The 18,591-nt window shown below is 45.3% G+C and carries 12 protein-coding genes; 1 reads left to right on the top strand and 11 read right to left on the bottom strand.

Annotated elements, in window-relative coordinates:
• Positions 1-57 precede the first annotated feature (57 nt).
• The 8 genes from tuf to F6K51_RS23240 form a co-directional block, all read right to left on the bottom strand.
• Positions 58-1,287, bottom strand: coding sequence for an elongation factor Tu (gene tuf / locus F6K51_RS23275; RefSeq protein WP_293024668.1), 1,230 nt, complete (start codon positions 1,285-1,287; stop codon positions 58-60).
• Positions 1,288-1,310: 23 nt separating this feature from the next.
• Positions 1,311-3,386 carry an elongation factor G gene (fusA, locus tag F6K51_RS23270; protein ID WP_293024667.1) on the bottom strand — a complete coding sequence of 692 codons (2,076 nt, stop codon included), beginning with the start codon at positions 3,384-3,386 and terminating at the stop codon, positions 1,311-1,313.
• A gap of 142 nt (positions 3,387-3,528) precedes the next feature.
• On the bottom strand, positions 3,529-3,999 hold the full coding sequence (gene rpsG / locus F6K51_RS23265; RefSeq protein WP_008179641.1) for a 30S ribosomal protein S7: 471 nt from the start codon (positions 3,997-3,999) through the stop codon (positions 3,529-3,531).
• A 595-nt stretch (positions 4,000-4,594) separates the two neighbouring features.
• The gene (gene rpsL / locus F6K51_RS23260) at positions 4,595-4,966 is read right to left on the bottom strand and encodes a 30S ribosomal protein S12 (RefSeq protein WP_071106977.1); all 372 of its coding nucleotides are present in this window, start codon (positions 4,964-4,966) and stop codon (positions 4,595-4,597) included.
• An 88-nt stretch (positions 4,967-5,054) separates the two neighbouring features.
• Positions 5,055-5,399 (bottom strand): iron-sulfur cluster assembly accessory protein, encoded by a 345-nt coding sequence (locus F6K51_RS23255; protein WP_075904457.1) that lies wholly within the window; start codon positions 5,397-5,399, stop codon positions 5,055-5,057.
• A 272-nt stretch (positions 5,400-5,671) separates the two neighbouring features.
• The gene (locus tag F6K51_RS23250) at positions 5,672-6,100 is read right to left on the bottom strand and encodes a cupin domain-containing protein (protein WP_075904465.1); all 429 of its coding nucleotides are present in this window, start codon (positions 6,098-6,100) and stop codon (positions 5,672-5,674) included.
• 316 nt (positions 6,101-6,416) lie between these two features.
• Complete coding sequence (locus F6K51_RS23245; protein ID WP_293024663.1) at positions 6,417-8,477, bottom strand: phosphodiester glycosidase family protein; 2,061 nt, start codon at positions 8,475-8,477, stop codon at positions 6,417-6,419.
• 649 nt (positions 8,478-9,126) lie between these two features.
• On the bottom strand, positions 9,127-9,288 hold the full coding sequence (locus F6K51_RS23240) for a hypothetical protein (RefSeq protein WP_293024661.1): 162 nt from the start codon (positions 9,286-9,288) through the stop codon (positions 9,127-9,129).
• A gap of 118 nt (positions 9,289-9,406) precedes the next feature.
• Between F6K51_RS23240 and gltB the strand changes: the two genes are divergently transcribed.
• Entirely contained in the window at positions 9,407-14,203 is a 4,797-nt protein-coding gene (gltB, locus tag F6K51_RS23235) for a glutamate synthase large subunit (protein WP_293024673.1), read from the top strand.
• 714 nt (positions 14,204-14,917) lie between these two features.
• Here the strand turns inward: gltB and F6K51_RS23230 are convergent.
• The 3 genes from F6K51_RS23230 to F6K51_RS23220 form a co-directional block, all read right to left on the bottom strand.
• Positions 14,918-15,187: a hypothetical protein gene (locus tag F6K51_RS23230; protein ID WP_143727867.1), complete on the bottom strand. Its 270-nt coding sequence runs from the start codon at positions 15,185-15,187 to the stop codon at positions 14,918-14,920.
• Between the two features lie 623 nt (positions 15,188-15,810).
• Positions 15,811-16,728, bottom strand: coding sequence for a polysaccharide deacetylase family protein (locus F6K51_RS23225; protein ID WP_293024658.1), 918 nt, complete (start codon positions 16,726-16,728; stop codon positions 15,811-15,813).
• Positions 16,729-16,869: 141 nt separating this feature from the next.
• The gene (locus F6K51_RS23220) at positions 16,870-18,414 is read right to left on the bottom strand and encodes a bifunctional pantoate--beta-alanine ligase/(d)CMP kinase (protein WP_293024656.1); all 1,545 of its coding nucleotides are present in this window, start codon (positions 18,412-18,414) and stop codon (positions 16,870-16,872) included.
• Positions 18,415-18,591 lie beyond the last annotated feature (177 nt).

Here is an 18,591-nt window from a genome sequence, read left to right as displayed (position 1 = left end):
TGAATAAAGAGCAGAGAAGCTAGAACTTCCCTGCTCCTACTCTATAGTAGAGTACTGCTATTCGAGAATCTTGCTGACCACACCTGAGCCGATGGTGCGACCACCTTCACGGATAGCAAAGCGCATTCCTTGTTCAATCGCAATGGCGTTGATCAGGCTCACTGTCATTTTGATGCGATCGCCTGGCATCACCATCTCAGCTGTAGAGCCATCGTCAGCAGTAAAGGCATCAATAGTGCCAGTCACATCAGTGGTTCGTACATAGAACTGAGGGCGATAGCCGGAGAAGAAGGGAGTATGACGTCCACCTTCTTCTTTCTTCAGGACATATACCTCAGATTCAAACTTGGTGTGAGGGGTGATTGAACCGGGCTTGGCAAGTACCATACCCCGCTCAATGTTCTCTTTTTGGATACCCCGTAGCAGTAGCCCAACATTGTCTCCAGCCATCCCTTCGTCTAGGGTCTTCTGGAACATTTCCACACCAGTTACGGTGGTGTTACGGGTCTCTTTAAGCCCGATGATTTCTACCGTCTCACCAACTTTAACTTTACCCCGCTCGATTCGACCGGTGGCAACAGTTCCCCGACCAGTGATGGAGAAGACATCTTCCACTGCCATCAGGAATGGCTTATCCACATCCCGCTCTGGTGTGGGAATGTATGAGTCTACATTAGACATCAGTTCTAGTACCACATCAGTCCACTCATTGTCACCTTTGGCAATGCCTGGATTCTCGGTCAGGGCGTTTACAGCCATTAAGGCTGACCCAGCCACAATCGGGATATTGTCCCCGTCAAAGTCGTATTCGCTCAACAGTTCCCGAATTTCGAGTTCTACTAGCTCTAGGAGTTCTTCATCGTCTACTTGGTCTTTCTTATTTAAGAAAACCACGATGTTAGGCACTCCCACCTGCCGAGCCAGGAGGATATGTTCTTTAGTTTGTGGCATGGCACCGTCAGCGGCAGAAACCACCAGAATTGCCCCATCCATTTGCGCCGCACCCGTGATCATGTTTTTCACATAGTCAGCGTGGCCTGGGCAATCCACGTGGGCATAGTGGCGATTTTCGGTTTCGTACTCCACATGAGCAGTATTGATGGTAATCCCCCGTGCTTTTTCCTCAGGAGCTGCATCAATTTCCTCGTAGTTCCTCGCTTTTGCCTTCCCTTGAGCTGCCAATGTCATAGTAATAGCAGCAGTTAGGGTAGTCTTGCCGTGGTCTACGTGACCAATCGTGCCAATGTTGACGTGGGGTTTATTCCTTTCAAACTTTTCGCGTGCCATGAATTACATGTTCCTTTTTTTTGTTATGCGTTCCCTTGATTCTTAGCAATGATGGCTTCTGCCACATTGCGAGGTACTTCATCATAGGTTTTAAACTCCATAGAGAAAATACCCCGACCTTGGGTCTTAGACCGGATATCCGTAGCATAACCAAACATCTCTGCTAATGGAACTTTAGCAGTTACTTTGGCAATGCCGTCTTCAGAACCCATACCTTCAATCTGGCCACGGCGGGAGTTGAGGTCACCCATGACATCCCCAAGGAAGTCTTCCGGCACTTCCACCTCAACTTTCATCATAGGCTCTAGGAGTACTGGGGCAGCCTTCATCACAGCATTCCGCATGGCCATAGAACCAGCAATCTTAAATGCCATTTCTGAAGAGTCTACGTCGTGATAAGACCCATCTACTAGGGTAACTTTGACGTCGATCACTGGATACCCTGCTAGAATTCCCGATTCACAGGCTTCCTTCATCCCTTGTTCAGCAGGAGAGATGTACTCTCTCGGTACAGAACCACCTACGATCTTGGAGACGAATTCAAAACCACTACCAGTATCTCCTGGTTCCAATTCAACAATAACGTGACCGTACTGACCTTTACCGCCACTTTGACGGATAAATTTGCCTTCCGCTTGGACTGATTTACGAATCGTCTCTCGATAGGCTACCTGGGGAGCGCCCACATTCGCTTCTACCTTAAACTCTCGCAGCATCCGGTCTACCAGGATTTCCAAGTGCAGCTCACCCATGCCCGCAATCACGGTTTGGTTAGTTTCTGGGTCAATGCTGACCCGGAAGGTAGGGTCTTCTTCAGATAGGGCTTGGAGGGCTTTGGATAGCTTCTCCATATCCTGCTTGGTTTTTGGCTCTACTGCCACCGATATCACTGGTTCTGGAATAAAGAGGGATTCCAAAATAATGGGAGACTCTTCGTCACAAATAGTATCCCCAGTGATAGTATGTTTTAAGCCAACGGCAGCGCCCAAGTCTCCAGCCCGCAACTCCTCTACTTCAATGCGGTCATCAGCTTTCAAGACAATTAAGCGAGATATCCGTTCCTTCTTATCCTTAGTGGAGTTGAGGATATAGCTCCCCTTCTTGAGTACCCCAGAGTACACCCGCAGGAAAGTTAGGCGACCATAGGGGTCTGCCATAATCTTGAATGCCAGAGCTGACATAGGAGCTTCGTCATCAGCCACCCGCTCGACGGTTTCACCCTTAGGCATAGTACCTTGAATTGGCGGAACATCAATCGGAGCTGGTAGGTAATCAATAACCGCATCCAATAGCAGCTGAACCCCTTTGTTCTTGAATGCAGAGCCACACAACATAGGAACGATTCTGCCCTCAATGGTTCCTTTGCGCAGGGCTTCACGAATTTCCTCTGCCGTGATTTCCTCTCCTTCAAGGTACTTCTCAATTAACGCCTCATCAGTTTCTGCCACCGATTCCACTAGTTTGGCACGGTATTCTTCGGCTTGCTCTTTGACCTCTTCAGGAATTTCTGTATCTTCGATGTCAGTTCCCAGGTCATTGGTGTATATCTTGGCTCGCATCCGCACCAAGTCAACAATGCCTCTAAATTCGCTTTCACTACCAATCGGGATTTGGATGGGAACAGCATTGGAGCGCAATCGGTCACGAACTTGCTCGTAGACCTTGAAGAAGTTTGCTCCTGTCCGGTCCATTTTATTAACAAACGCAATTCGAGGTACCTGATAGCGGTCTGCTTGCCGCCAGACGGTTTCAGACTGAGGCTGGACACCACCTACAGAGCAAAACACAGCAATCACACCATCCAATACCCGCATGGAGCGCTCCACTTCAATGGTGAAGTCAACGTGACCGGGAGTATCGATAATATTAATCCGATGCTCTCGCCAGTTGGTGCTAATTGCAGCAGCAGTGATCGTGATTCCCCGCTCCCGCTCTTGGTCCATCCAATCAGTTACAGCTGTACCTTCATGGACTTCACCAATTTTGTGAACAATTCCGGAATAAAACAGGATTCGTTCAGTTGTTGTTGTTTTGCCCGCATCAATATGAGCTGCAATGCCGATATTGCGTGTTTTATCAAGCGGGATGGTGCGTGCCACGGTTACCTCCTTTGTCTGGTGCCACCATTTCCTCACCAGGTAGCTATCTATTTACAATTTTATACTTTTTTTAAGTTTTTTTAGGCATTTGTGGACATTATCCTATAGCTACCAGGTTCTTGTTCTAGGCTTTTTAGGATAATTAGTACCGATAGTGGGCAAAAGCTTTATTTGCCTCTGCCATTCTATGGGTTTCTTCACGCTTGCGAATAGCATTTCCGGTTTCATTGGCAGCATCCATCAGCTCATTAGCCAATTTGCTAGCCATGCTCCGACCGGAGCGACTTCTGGAGAATTTAATCAGCCAGCGTAGGGCTAGAGTAGTCCCTCGCTCAGCCTTTACTTCCATAGGAACCTGATAGGTTGCCCCACCAACCCGGCGAGCCTTGACTTCTACTAGAGGGGTCAAGTTACGCACAGCTTTTTCAAAGGTTTCTATGGGATCAGCTCCAGTTCTTTCTTCAATGATTTTCATTGCGTCATAGATAATTCGGTAGGCAAGGGATTTCTTGCCATGACGCATGAGTCTACACCCCAACATACAAATCAGGCGACTGTTATAGACTGGGTCAGGGGGGACAGGACGCTTTTTAACAACTGAGCGACGAGACATAAGTAAGCTTAAGAAAAAATCAAAAATACAGTTTACTATTAAAAATTAACCAAGGCAATCAACTACACTCCTGTGATTAATCCTAGTGTGATTAACCCTGGTGTGATTAACCCTGGTGATACAGTTAGCTTTTGACACTCCCGTCGCTAAATCGAACGCGCCCCGCGTCGGGCAAAGCCCGTAGATTATAGCGTTCGCGTAGCGGCTCCTAGGTCGCTGGGATTCTTAAGAATTTTACACTCTTAATGGCTGAGCCAAACAGCCTCTAAACCCTCCAATAAAATTATTGGGCTTACTTTTTAGATTTTTGGTTTATGCTTGATTCAGAGGCTTTTCAGCTTGCGCACAAACCGCTACTCTTTCGAGGGCATTAATTATTAATAATGCTCAAATTATCAAGGAAGCGCAACAGTTCTAGTCTCCAATTCCCAAGGGGCTGTGTGGGTCACCTGCGGGAGCACTTTATACGCCCCGTCTTCCGCTAAGTCGGTCGGCTATAACGGGAGTCCCCTTGGGGTTTAGATGGGCGTGGGTGAGAACACAGCAACTCTATTGCTGAAAGTCTCTTACTTTAGAGGAGTCAATTCTCGTGAGTTTACTTAGGGCGCTTTGTCCCATACTTAGAACGACCTTGACGCCGATCCTTAACTCCTGCCGTATCAAGGGTACCCCGAATAATGTGATATCGCACTCCAGGTAAGTCCTTAACACGACCACCTCTGATCATAACGACGGAGTGTTCTTGTAGGTTATGACCAATACCAGGAATATAGGCTGTTACTTCAAATCCTGAAGTCAGACGAACCCTTGCCACCTTTCGTAAGGCGGAGTTGGGTTTTTTGGGTGTAGTTGTGAACACCCTAGTACAAACACCACGGCGCTGGGGACATTGTTTCAGCGCTGGGGACTTAGTTTTCTTCTTAGCTTTGAAGCGCTCGCTACTAATGAGCTGCTGAATGGTGGGCATGAGTTACGGCTTAATAAACATTGGTTGATTGAACTTAATCAACTACAAACAAACCAAAGGTAATTATATCGCATTTAACACTCTGGTGTCAATCTGAATCCTTTGATGGGTCTACACGAAAGGAATTACCGCAGCCGCAGCTTTCTGAAGCTTTAGGGTTATGGAAGCGAAACCCTCCTCCCATCAGGTCTTCTGAGTAATCTAGAGTTAAGCCATTGATAGTTTTTAGGCTTTCCGGGTCTACGATGACACTGATGCCATCACAGTCATAGACCTGATCCTCAGAATTGATCACTTGCTCAAAGTCAATAGTGTAGTAAAAATCAGCACACCCACCCTGGCGGACACCTAGACGCAATTTGGCGTCTGGGTTTTGACGCTTGGACTGTACACGTCTAATCTCACTCGCAGCAGCTTTACTCAGTTTAATCATTAACGATACTAACTATACGCAACAACTAGCACCAGCTAATGTTACCTCAAAAAGGAATAGTCATTAATCATTAGTCATTAGTAATTGGTCACTGCCAAGAGGCTTTTTTTGACCTACTAAAAACTTCTAACTAATGACTAATGACTACTAACTAAAGAATTGTCAGCTGTCAGCCGTCAAGATTAAACGAATGCTTACCTCTTTTATTCAAAAGCTTAAAGCTGATTGCTGATAGCTGATTGCTTACAAATACTTACAACTAATGACTTAATCTATTTGTCTTCTGGTTTGCTGCGAGCATAGTCATCTTCAAAGCGAATAATGTCATCTTCTCCGAGGTATTCTCCATTCTGGACTTCAATTAAAACGAGGGGAATAACACCAGGATTCTCTAGTCGATGAGCATAGCCTTGGGGAACATAGGTTGATTGATTTTGATGAATAATTTCTTCTTTATCGCCACAAATAACTTTAGCTGTACCACTGACAACAATCCAGTGTTCGCTCCTATGGTAGTGCATCTGCAAACTTAAGCGATGACCCGGCTTGACTTCAATGCGCTTGATTTTGTATCCCCGTCCTTCTTCTAAGACAGTGAAAGACCCCCAAGGTCGTAGTTCGGTAGCGGCAACGCCTTCAGCTACTCGGGATGACTGTAGGGTAATGGCCGAAACTTGAGAAATTTCTTTTGACTGAACCATGGTTTTGTTCCTGAAAACGTCTAGCTAAGTGATTTTGGGAAAGTTTACTAATTGCTTACTAATTCTAGGTTAGACAAAATCAATGGTAATTGACTATCGAAAAATCTAGCAAACTATAACTAAATTTTTCAGGCCAAATTAGTGGATTCCCTGAATTTATATAAAGTCTTTACACTCTTATATAGTTATGTTTACCTAATTATCAGCTGAATAAACCTATAGTTAAGGGATTCGTGATTTACAAAAATCTTAATAAATCTGAACACTTCATACTTCCTTCATAGTTAATACTTAATACTTAATACTTCTTAAACTATCAGGGAACAGGTGTAAAAAAGATGCCCAGACCGTTGTTAACTGGTGCTGCTGTATAGGGAGACCGATCTAGGAGTTGACCACCTAGATAAAGTCCAGTTGAGCTACCCCCGTCAAGATTGAGGGCATTAATGGCTCCCAATTTCTGCATCAACTGAGCTGTTTCCCTTAAGGTTGGGCCGTCTCCAGTATGACTATACTGAAAAGCAGCAATAATCAATGTGCCATTAGCAGTGGTTCCGATAGCACTGCGTGGAGCAGACTGCTGAATAAAGGCATCACTAAATTGTTCCGATTTGCCATCCAAAACAATTTTTCGATCTTGTAGTAGCAGTGGTCCACCACCGAGAATATGGGGGTAGCCATTGAAGTCAGCAGGAAACGTACTCCCCTCAATTCGCACTTGGGTACCGATACTAAGATCATGAACGGCTGTGCTGTTGGCTCTAAGGGTAACTAGATAGCCATTGGGGGGGATAGGAAAGGCTTGCTGACCGGCAAGTCCTCCAGGCAACAGATGGGTGACCAAGTTATTCTGGACAACTACAATGATTTCATGATCAATTAAGGGAGTGTAGGTTGGTCCGAAGGCGCTAGTGTAGCGGGCAATGCCAGCTTTGACATAACCACTGTTGAGGAATAGTACTGGCAAACGTTTCTGGTGTGAGGTAACTAAGGTTTCGCTGAGGCTGAGTCGCCCCAGTTTAACGTGACCGCGATCATTCCAAGCGATCGCTCCCCGGTTCAAAATTGGACCGGATAACCATCGACTGTCACGGCGAATGGCTCCTAAGGGCAATTGGTTGTTACGGTTGAAAAAGCCAGCATTAATTGCAGCAGATGCTTGCCACCACTGAGCAGCTTTAATTAGTGGGGCTGTTCCCACTTGCGTTGTAGCATTACTGCCAATTGGTCTGAGCCGCAACCGCTGAGATTTGGGATCAACCTCCAACCACACCACTGGAAAACTAGTATCTTTGAGACTAATCAACTGCTGACGCCACTGGATGCCGGGTGCCCAGAGAATATTTTTCTTTACCATGGCATCGGGTCGCAAATCAATCACCAATCGAAAAGGATTAGGCAAGGTGAAAACTCGCAGACGTTTACCTTTGGGGAAATCCACCCTGAGCCTAGTTTGGTTCTGATGGCTTTCTAAGCGGATAACCGGTTTATCCATAGGAGCGCCCACGGAAATGGGAGCTACATCTTCAGGCCCTTGGATCTTGGTAGCCTCTAGAGCATTAAAACCCTTGACTAGTGACAGGTCCGCTGAGGCAGCTACTGTAATCACACCTTCAGTGCGTCGGTCATTGACTTGCCAGAAGGTTGGGCGGTCTAAATCAAGAACAATACGATTACCCCAAGGCTGACGTCCCTGGCGGATAGTCTTGACCCTGGCTGGCATGGAAGAGATATAGAGCTTATCCCCCTGAACTTGCAACTGCCAACCTGCTGTTTTGGCAAAATCGGTAATATCTAGATATCGATAAGCACCACTAACTTGGCTGGGGAAGACTACGGATGTACTCCGGGGTTTAGAAAACCACCGGATCGGTTGCTTGGTATAATCTTTACTATTGAGCATTTCTATGCCCAAAGTTTGCATTGCTCCTACATCACTGATGCCAGTGCGCACTGAGGTTCCCACTAACCATTGCTGCCAAGGTAAGTTGATTCGCTGACCATTTAAATAAACTTGAACCCCTTGTCGGATCACTTGGGGTGGGACAGAGAATAACTCCACCTCTAAGCTGTTATCAGGCATGGGGGGTAGCTCTTCCAATAGTTTCTTGCCCTTTAAAACTAGGATGTTCTCCTGGGTCGTTTGGGATAAACCTTGAACTAGGACAGGGGTATCTTCAGCTGCTGGGGGCAACTGGTTCAATAACTCTTTAAAGCTATTTAAGATTAGGGGTTCAATTGCTCCAACTCGCCTATTGGCCGTAGCTACGGATGCTGGGAATAGAATTATGAGCAAGAGGGTAATGGCTAGCTTGGAGATCTTAGTCCACACTTTTGTAGTATCAATTCCGGTCTTTGGTGTTACTCTAGTCACCATCAAAGGGTTCCATTGAGCATTGGTTGCAGCTAGTAGCCTGTTTCCTCAAAGGACTGATTTGGCTGAAAGCTATCCTTTCATAGCCTAAATCAGTCAGCAAAAACTATAGAGAAGGTTTAATTTCACATACTCTTAACCTAGGCTCTAGGCATTTAGGCTCTAGGCATGTAGCCTAAGGGGGTTTTAAAAAAGTATGAAGGGCTCCGGGTCAAGCACGGAGGCTCTCAACTCCCCCTGTTGTAAGACCTAAGACCATCAGCCTAATACCTAGGGATTTAGGGAGGAGATGCCACCTGGTATAAACTAATACTGTGATTAAGGCTACTGTCACAAGATCAAGTCCTGTCAGTGCAAAAGAGTCGTTAAGAAAGCTATTTTGAGTTTCGCTCAATGGTCTTGATCACTGCTACGGTAAATCCACCAATTTCTTCCCGAGTAAAATTTTCAGTAGGTTTATGGAGAAATTAGGTATTGCTATCCCTAACCTATTTCTTATATCATGACTATCCACCTATATCCTATATATGTAAGTTTCTAGGATTTATGCCAGTGTCAGGGAACCCTGCTAACTTTGGTCATCAGCTAGGTGGTTAGTTGCATGGCATGGTTGAAGCACTAAGCGTGTTGCTACTGGTAAAACCTGAGCAGGTTAACTACATCCCTTGCTCTGTGTCGGAGGATGTAGCTTTTGTGTCAGCAGCTGACCAGATTTCATTGGATACTCAGGATAGGAGTTTCTAAGGGAAAAAGCTTGATAGATTGTTCCACCCAGGGAATCGGGATTAGACCCAACCAACTTCTGGCTCACCATTGATGGTAAATCATTGTTGATAATTCCTGCCTAGTAGCAGTCTATAGGTCACTGCTACTAGGTTAATAGTCCTCAATCTGTAATGAAAGCATCACTAAACACCGTGAATAACAATTGGATGAATAATATCGATAACCAGAAAAACCAGGAAGATCTACAACAGTATCACAAAAGGATACCCTATCCAGGTCAACGTTGGTTGGTGGAGGAACGAGATGCCTGTGGGGTTGGCTTTATTGCGTCTGGGCAGGGTATAGCTACCCATAAATTGATTGAACAAGCTCTAGTGGCACTGGGTTGTCTAGAACACCGGGGTGGGTGTAGTGCTGACCAAGATTCAGGGGATGGTGCAGGCTTATTAACTGCTATTCCCTGGAAACTGTTGGAAAAATGGTTCACTGAACAAGGCATTGACCAGCCTCCTACGGAACAGTTGGGAGTGGGGATGGTATTCTTGCCTCAGGATAAGAGCTTGGTTAGCCAAGGTAAGTCAATTGTTGAGGAAGTCCTTGCTCAAGAAGGCTTAAAGGTTTTAGGCTGGCGTGTGGTACCAGTATGTTCAGATATCCTGGGTATCCAAGCGAAAGCTAATCAACCCCATATGGAACAGTTGATCGTAGCTTCTGAAGGGGAGATAGGAGATGAACTGGAGCGTTTGCTGTTCAAAACTCGCTGTCGCATTGCTAAGGCACTAAAATCTCAGAGTACCATCCGAGTACCTGAGGATTGGTATTTTTGCTCTTTTTCCAGTCGCACGATTGTCTACAAAGGCATGGTGCGCTCAGCGATACTTGGAGAGTTTTATTTAGACTTAAAAAATCCTGATTACCAGAGTGGGTTTGCTGTCTACCATCGACGCTTTAGCACCAATACTATGCCCAAGTGGCCCCTCGCTCAACCGATGCGTTTGTTGGGACATAATGGTGAGATTAATACTCTGTTGGGCAATGTCAACTGGATGATAGCCCGGGAGGCTGACTTGGCTCATCCAGTTTGGGAAAAAGGGTTGAAGGTTGAAGGTTCTCAAACCAACCTTCAACCAAATAACTCCTTAGATGAGATCAAGCCTATTATCAATCCAGAAAACAGTGACTCAGCCATCCTAGATAATGTATTTGAATTACTGGTGCAATCTGGACGCAGTCCTCTGACCGGATTAATGATCATGGTGCCGGAGGCTTACCAAAATCAGCCGGATTTGGATAACTATCCGGAAATTGTTGATTTTTATGAATACTACAGTGGAATTCAGGAAGCTTGGGATGGTCCAGCGCTATTAGTATTCAGTGATGGGAAAACAGTGGGAGCCAGCCTAGACCGAAATGGATTACGACCGGCTCGTTATAGCATTACCCGGGATGGCTATGTGGTGGTGGCATCAGAAGTGGGGGTAGTGGACTTGCCAGAATCCGAGATTGTGGAAAAGGGCAGACTCGGACCAGGGCAAATGATTGCTGTTGACCTGCAAAGCAACGAAATTCTAAAAAACTGGGACATCAAGCAACGGGTGGCAGCTCAGCAACCCTATGGTCAATGGCTCAAGCAGTACCGTGTAAAATTGGAACCCCAACCCTTTACTGAGGCTCCTGAACAAGAGGCGGCTGAGTTACTGCGTCAGCAGACCGCTTTTGGCTACACTGCTGAGGATGTGGAGATGATCATCCAGCCGATGAGCACCCAGGGGAAAGAACCTACCTTCTGTATGGGAGATGATATTCCCTTGGCGGTACTCTCTAATAAGCCTCGGCTACTGTATGACTATTTCAAACAACGCTTTGCCCAGGTCACTAACCCACCGATTGACCCTCTACGGGAAAGTTTGGTGATGTCGTTGAGTATAGAGCTGGGTGAGCGAGGGAATATATTAGAAGCTAAGCCGGAGTACGCCCAGTTGTTAAAGCTGGAAACCCCAGTCCTCAATGAGGCGGAGTTGGCAGCGGTGAAAGGGTCAGGGTTTGAAACAGCTGAACTGTCTACTCTATTTGAAATTGCTACTGGTCCAGGGGGGCTAGACGTAGCTGTGAATCGTCTGTGTGACCAAGCGGCTGAGTCGGTAAGGGCTGGTAAAACGATTCTGATTTTGAGTGATAAAACTGCTGGAGGGCTTTCTGAAAACTACTCCTATATTCCACCGATGTTGGCTGTAGGTGCGGTTCACTACCACCTGATCTCTCAAGGATTAAGGATGAAGGCATCTATTATTGTGGAAACGGCTCAATGCTGGAGTACTCATCACTATGCTTGCTTAATTGGTTATGGTGCATCAGCAGTTTGTCCTTATTTGGCTTGGGAATCGGTACGGAATTGGTGGGCTAATCCTAAGACTCAGAAATTGATGGGCCAGGGGAAACTGGAAAGCCTGACTATAGACCAAGCTCAGAAAAATTATCGCAAGGCGGTACAAGCAGGTTTATTGAAAATCCTATCTAAGATGGGAATTTCCCTATTATCGTCTTACCATGGTGCTCAGATTTTTGAAGCAATTGGCATTGGTGGGGATTTATTGGCACTAGCCTTTAAGGGAACTACATCCCGGCTGGGAGGTTTGAGTATTGCTGATTTAGCTCAGGAAGTGATGGAGTTTCACAAGCGGGCTTTCCCCCTGACTGCTAAGAAACTGGAAAACTTTGGCTTTATCAATTACCGTCCTCGGGGCGAGTATCACATGAACAGCCCTGAAATGGCTAAAGCCCTACACAAGGCGGTTTCCTCTTTCGTCCGTGACCAATCCTCTAAGAATGGTAACGGTAAAAATCACAAAGAGTTGGAAGTTAGCAAGTTGCAGGTTAAACCTTCAAGCCTTGACGCTAACAAAGAAGCTTACGACCACTACGATGTGTATCGGAAACTGTTGGAAGAGCGTCCAGCAACTGCACTACGAGATTTGTTGGACTTCAACAGCGACCAACCTACTATTCCGATTGAGGAAGTAGAACCTGTTGAGGAAATTGTCAAGCGCTTCTGTACCGGAGCAATGTCCCTAGGCTCTCTATCCCGAGAAGCTCACGAAACTCTAGCTATTGCTATGAACCGGATTGGCGGTAAATCCAACAGTGGTGAAGGGGGAGAAGACCCAGTGCGCTTCAGCATTCTGAATGATGTGGATCAGACTGGTCATTCTCAGACTCTACCTCACTTAAAGGGATTACGTAATGGGGATGTTGCTTCCTCTGCGGTTAAACAAGTAGCATCTGGTCGCTTTGGAGTAACACCAGAGTACCTGATGAGTGGGAAGCAGTTAGAAATTAAGATTGCTCAAGGTGCTAAGCCAGGGGAAGGGGGTCAGTTACCAGGTAAGAAGGTTAGTCCCTACATTGCTAAGCTGCGGCGTTCCAAGCCAGGAGTAACCCTAATTTCCCCACCACCCCATCATGATATCTATTCCATTGAAGACCTAGCGCAGCTGATTTTTGATTTGCATCAGATTAACCCTCAAGCTAAGGTATCTGTGAAGTTGGTGGCAGAAATTGGGATTGGAACTGTTGCGGCTGGGGTAGCTAAAGCTAATGCGGATGTAATCCAAATTTCTGGTCATGATGGGGGTACTGGAGCATCTCCCCTGAGTTCAATTAAGCACGCTGGAGCGCCTTGGGAACTGGGAGTAACTGAAGTACATCGGATCTTGATGGAAAACCAACTACGCGATCGCGTTTTGCTGCGGGTAGATGGTGGCTTAAAAACTGGTTGGGACGTACTGATGGCTGCCTTGATGGGAGGACAAGAGTACGGTTTCGGTTCGGTATCGATGATTGCTGAAGGTTGCATTATGGCACGGATTTGCCATACCAATCAATGTCCTGTAGGGGTTGCTACTCAGCAAGAACGCCTGCGCCAGCGCTTTACCGGGGTTCCAGGCCACGTGGTCAACTTCTTCTACTTTGTGGCTCAGGAAGTGCGATCGCTTCTTGCCAAACTAGGTTACCGTTCTTTAAAGGATATCATTGGTCGGGCTGATCTACTCAAAGTTCGGGAGGGCCTTGAGTTGACTAAGACATCTATGTTGAATCTAGATTGTCTGACTCAGCTGCCTGATACTCGCACAGACCGCAGTTGGCTCAACCATAACGATGTCCACAGCAACGGACCAGTGCTAGATGATCAACTCCTGGCTGACGCTGACCTGACGAATGCTATTCAAAACCATGGGTCTGTGACTAAAGATGTTGAGATTGTAAACACTGACCGTACTGTAGGGGCTCGAATTGCTGGGGTAATTGCCAAGCAGTATGGTAACAGTGGTTTCGATGGACACATTACTCTCAACTTCAAGGGGGCTGCGGGTCAAAGCTTTGGTGCCTTTAACCTGCCTAGTATGACCTTGATTTTAACTGGTGAAGCGAATGACTATGTAGGCAAAGGGATGCATGGTGGTGAAATTATTATCAAACCACCGGCTGATGCCACCTATGACCCAGCTAACAATGTAATTGTAGGTAATACCTGCCTCTACGGTGCCACTGGCGGAACATTATTTGCCCATGGCGGTGCTGGTGAGCGGTTTGGTGTGCGCAACTCCAAAGGCTATGCTGTGATTGAGGCAGCTGGTGATCACTGCTGTGAATACATGACTGGTGGTGTAATTGTAGTCTTAGGGAAAGTGGGACGTAATGTCGGTGCTGGTATGACTGGTGGTTTAGCCTACTTCCTAGATGAAGAGGATAGTTTTCCGGCCAAAGTGAACCAGGATGTCAAGATTCAACGGGTAATTTCAGCCGCTGGAGAGCAACAGTTGAAAGGCTTAATTAAAGACCATGCCACTCGGACTGGTAGCCCGAAAGCCCAGATGATTCTGGACAACTGGTCTGAATATCTGCCCAAATTCTGGCAAGTGGTACCCCCTTCTGAGGCGGATACTCCTCAAGCCAATCCTGATGTGGTAGAAGAACGGGAGTTAGTTTCTTCGACAGTAGGCTAAAGCAGTTAAAGGTTAAAGGTTCCAGGTTGGATTGGGTTACCAGTTGCAGGTTAGAAGGTTGAAGGTTGGTTTGATCACCTTTAACCTTCAACCTTTAACCTGGGAAAGAGAATATTAAGCAAGGTAACAAACATCTTTGAGTGGCGGGACTCGTCGATGGAGTGATTACGACCTAACCTAGTAAAATCCTGGTTTTGGATGCACTGGGATAATTGCCAAGCCTCTTGAGAACCCTTGCCTTATTCCGGTGCATTGATAATTAGAGAGTTAGCAAACCACTCTCGATGACGAGCGCACTGGCGATACAAATCACCTCCCCATGCCATGCCATGGGGAGGTTAGTGAATCTGACATGCTTCGGTCAGAAGATTAGTATAATTCTCAAAAGTCTGATTTTTATAACCTTCAATATATGCGATCGCTAATTCGCTGATAGAGCTCATGACTGTATTTTTGTTAACTCTTGACCCTTAACTGCTGACTATTAACAGTCAATTAAAAGCTGTTTAATTATTTAAAATTAATTAATTTTATTAACTAATAATAGCAACTTTATGAGTATCTATGGCTGTTAATTGCTAAGTATTACCATTAAGCATTACTATGAAATAGTTTACCTATTTTCAGACAGGTTAATACCAAATCCGCGCTGATTTTATTATGACGATATTAAACTTGGATTTGGTATAAATGAATGATGAAGTTGTTAGATATCTAAATTTCTGGGAATAACATCTCTTCATCGCCAGGAAATGCCATAATGCGTATTTTAAAGCAATCGCAATCAAGTGTGAGACCATAGGGGCTTGGATGATAGTTACACCCTGGTGGGGGTGGTGGATAAATCTGCAATTTAAATCCATGATCAGCCTTGTCTGGAGGTGATTTGATACTGAGTCTTCTACTGCCTTTAATGGATTTGATATCTTCCTCACTTAAATCAAAGCTAATTGGCTCGAAGTTATTGAGATCTTCGATAGTCATTGAATTTATTTCTTGATTGTCATTGTTCATAATTTATAGTCTTTCCAATGTTGGATTAGCCGATTTCTTATCTGGTAAACTAGATAGACAGGAGAAATTAATACCCAATTGCAGGAAGAATGAACCTTGACTTTTGACCTTGGGTGTCACAACTATGAAACCCTACAACCACAAGGAAAGCTGTAGAGCATAAGAACACAGGACTTACGTATTCAATCTACGTCTAGGGTTTGTTATTAAAGCCAACTACTAGATAAATACACCATAACTACATAAGCGCGTTTGGTGCCGAGTTTTGGGTAAGTCATGAACTTTGGGTAAGTCCTGAACAGTTAACCGTTAACTTCTTAACAGTTAACAGTATTGTTTTGGTTGAAGATTTCAATCTTGGTTTCCTAGGTTAATTTTGGTAGATAACTTATCAAATAGGATAACTAAATTTCAGAAAGCATAGTCGCCATTTTGGCGGTAAAATTAAGAATGAAGGATACCAAGGTTAACCATCAAAGCCTTCAAGGTTAGGTTAAGCTCAAGTTGATTATAACTGATTACGTATTTACGGGTTTAAAGTTGACCCTTGACTGTCAAAAGCTAACGGTTAACCGTTGATAAGTAATTACATGTCACTTCTGTTCTTTTTGTGCTATCTCCAACTCTTTTCGTGCCATATCCAACAATTCCGGTACAGTCACAAACTGGTAACCTTGCTTTCTCAATTCAGTAATAATTACCGGTAAAGCTCGTATCGTCTTGGCACGATTGCCGCCACCATCGTGGAGTAGCACAATTCCTCCCGGTTTCGCTCTGCGGAGAACATTATAGGTCAACCGACGTTGGTTTACCGAGTAATCCTCTGAGTCAGCTGACCATTTTACAATCACGTAATTTTTTTTTCGGGCGTAAGCCACTAAGCCATTGTTCATTATCCCCCCAGGGGGTCTAAACAAAGAGGTCTTAACGTTAATAGTTTTGTAAATCCGTGCTGTGGTGTTATCAATTTCCTTAGCAGCTGCTAAGGGATTATGATAGTAATAACTATGGTTCCAACTATGGTTGCCAAGGGCATGACCATGGTCCACAATTTTCTTAAGCTCTTCTGGATATAGATAAACATTTCTCCCTACCACGAAGAAAGTTGCCTTAACATCATATTTTTTAAGGATGTGTAGCACATCGTTAGTCATCTTCGGCCAAGGACCATCGTCAAAGGTCAAGGCAATGACTTTCTGTGGAGTTTTAAGCTCAACGTCCTCGATATATTTTCCCCGAAATTGCGGAGGAACATAGTTAATCTGCTTGCCTCTCTCTTGCTCTGCCCATTTAGCAATACCTTGCTGCAAACCTTGATCTGGCGGCTTAGTTAACGTTTCAACCTTCTTTGAGTCAGTTTGCTGCTGTGGCATTTGCCTAGTGATTAGTGCAGCAATATTTTGGTTAGCCCATCGACTTGTTTTCAAGGTGTAGCCAGCCATACAACTTAGAATAGCAGCAATTATAATCCATGTACTGCGCGACCAGAATAAGCCCTCACGTTTTGCCAAAATTGGTCTCCTTTGCTCCTGCAAAAATACCAGGAAAGTAAATTATCATCTGTAACTAACCATCATCTTATAGAGTGGTGGCTAGCTGTTGCCTAATTGTCTGTTTAATTGTCTGTTTAACATTAGCGGTCAGCTATCTGGTCACAATTGCTGATAGTAGATATTAACAAGACAATCGGTAACTTCTGCAATACTCATACCATCGGTTTGTACTTCAATAGCATCAGCTGCCTTGCGCAAGGGGGCTACAGCACGGGTGCTGTCCTTCAGGTCGCGCTGTTGAATCTCCTGCTCCAGCTGTTCTAAGCTCACCTCTTGCCCTTGGTTTTTCAGGTCTTGCTGACGGCGGCGGGCCCTTTCTTGGACAGAAGCTGTTAAGAATAGTTTGACTTCTGCATTGGGAAAGACATGGGTGCCAATGTCACGACCTTCAGCCACTACTCCTCCTTGACGACCCCAGCGTTGTTGTTGTTTGAGTAACTCACGGCGTACTGAACTCAAAGCAGCCACTGTAGACACTTTGGCAGTAAAGGACTGTGAGCGAATGACCTGGGTAACTTCTTCTCCATCAACCCACACCTGAATCCCAGACTCTCCTGGTTGATTATTACTCAGATTAATTGTACACTTACTGACTAATTCTGCGATCGCAGGCTCATCCTCCAAGTCAATACCGGCTTTGAGCACCCGCCATGTCACAGCCCGGTACATGGCACCAGTATCAAGATACATCAATCCTAACTCTTTGGCTACCAAACGGCTAACGGTAGATTTTCCAGCTCCAGCCGGACCATCAATGGCCACAATCGGTTTACGGTGGGACAGGAGTATATTGTCAATTAAACGAGTTGTACCTAAGTGAACTGCGATCGCTAATAATCCTTGCTCTTCAACCTGTTCGAGGGGGGTTAGAGTAACAGGATCTACTAATTCCACATACTCCACCTGGATATCCTGGGTTCCAGCTAATTCTGACCTAACCCTCTCAATCAGATTGATGCGATCGCATAATCCACCTTGAAACGCTTTCTGAGCACTACGCAACCCTTTATATAGTAATGATGCTTGGGCTTTTTGCTCTGGTGTCAGGTATTGATTGCGAGAACTACACGCGAGTCCCGACTTTTCCCGCACAATCGGACAAGGAACAATGGTCACTGGTAACTTTAAATCTGCCACCATACGCTGGATGATTGCCAACTGTTGGGCATCCTTTTGACCAAAATAGGCTCTGTTTGGTCGTACCAGATTCAACAGCTTGACTACGACAGTTGCCACACCCCGAAAAAAACCAGGACGAGAGACAGCACATAGGACAGAGGTCATGGCTTTGGGTGGAATCACTTGAGTCAATTCATCACCCTTGTCCGCAGTGGGCATTGGATTGTCACCATACAACTGATCCACAGTGGGAGCAAAAATTGCATCAACTCCAATCTGTTGGCAAAGTTCTTGATCCTGAGCCAATCCACGGGGGTACTCCTGAAAATCCTCTGTCGGTGCAAACTGAAGAGGATTCACAAAAATGCTGACAATGACCAGGGAATTTTCTCGTCTTGCCCGCTCAATTAAGCTTAAGTGACCCTTGTGCAAGGCTCCCATAGTGGTTACCAGACCCACTTCCTTGCCAGGACCTTGACGTTCTAAGTAGCAGTGTAATCCAGCAGTTGTTGTAAACAGGTGCATTAGACTCTAGAGTTTAGATTCTTATCGATGTTAGCAACATAGTCCTATAGAAATAGGCATCTCCAGGAATTCCTTGGCAATTCCTGGAGATGTCTAATGACTAATCACTAATCAATTCAATAAAGAATCTCTATACGCACAGGCCCAGTGCCAGACCTGACCAATCCAATTATTCTG

Origin of the sequence: Moorena sp. SIO3I8, assembly GCF_010692325.1 — a bacterium.
Classification (GTDB): domain Bacteria; phylum Cyanobacteriota; class Cyanobacteriia; order Cyanobacteriales; family Coleofasciculaceae; genus Moorena.
Note: the sequence above shows the minus strand (reverse complement) of the source record. Positions and strands in the feature narration are given on the sequence as shown.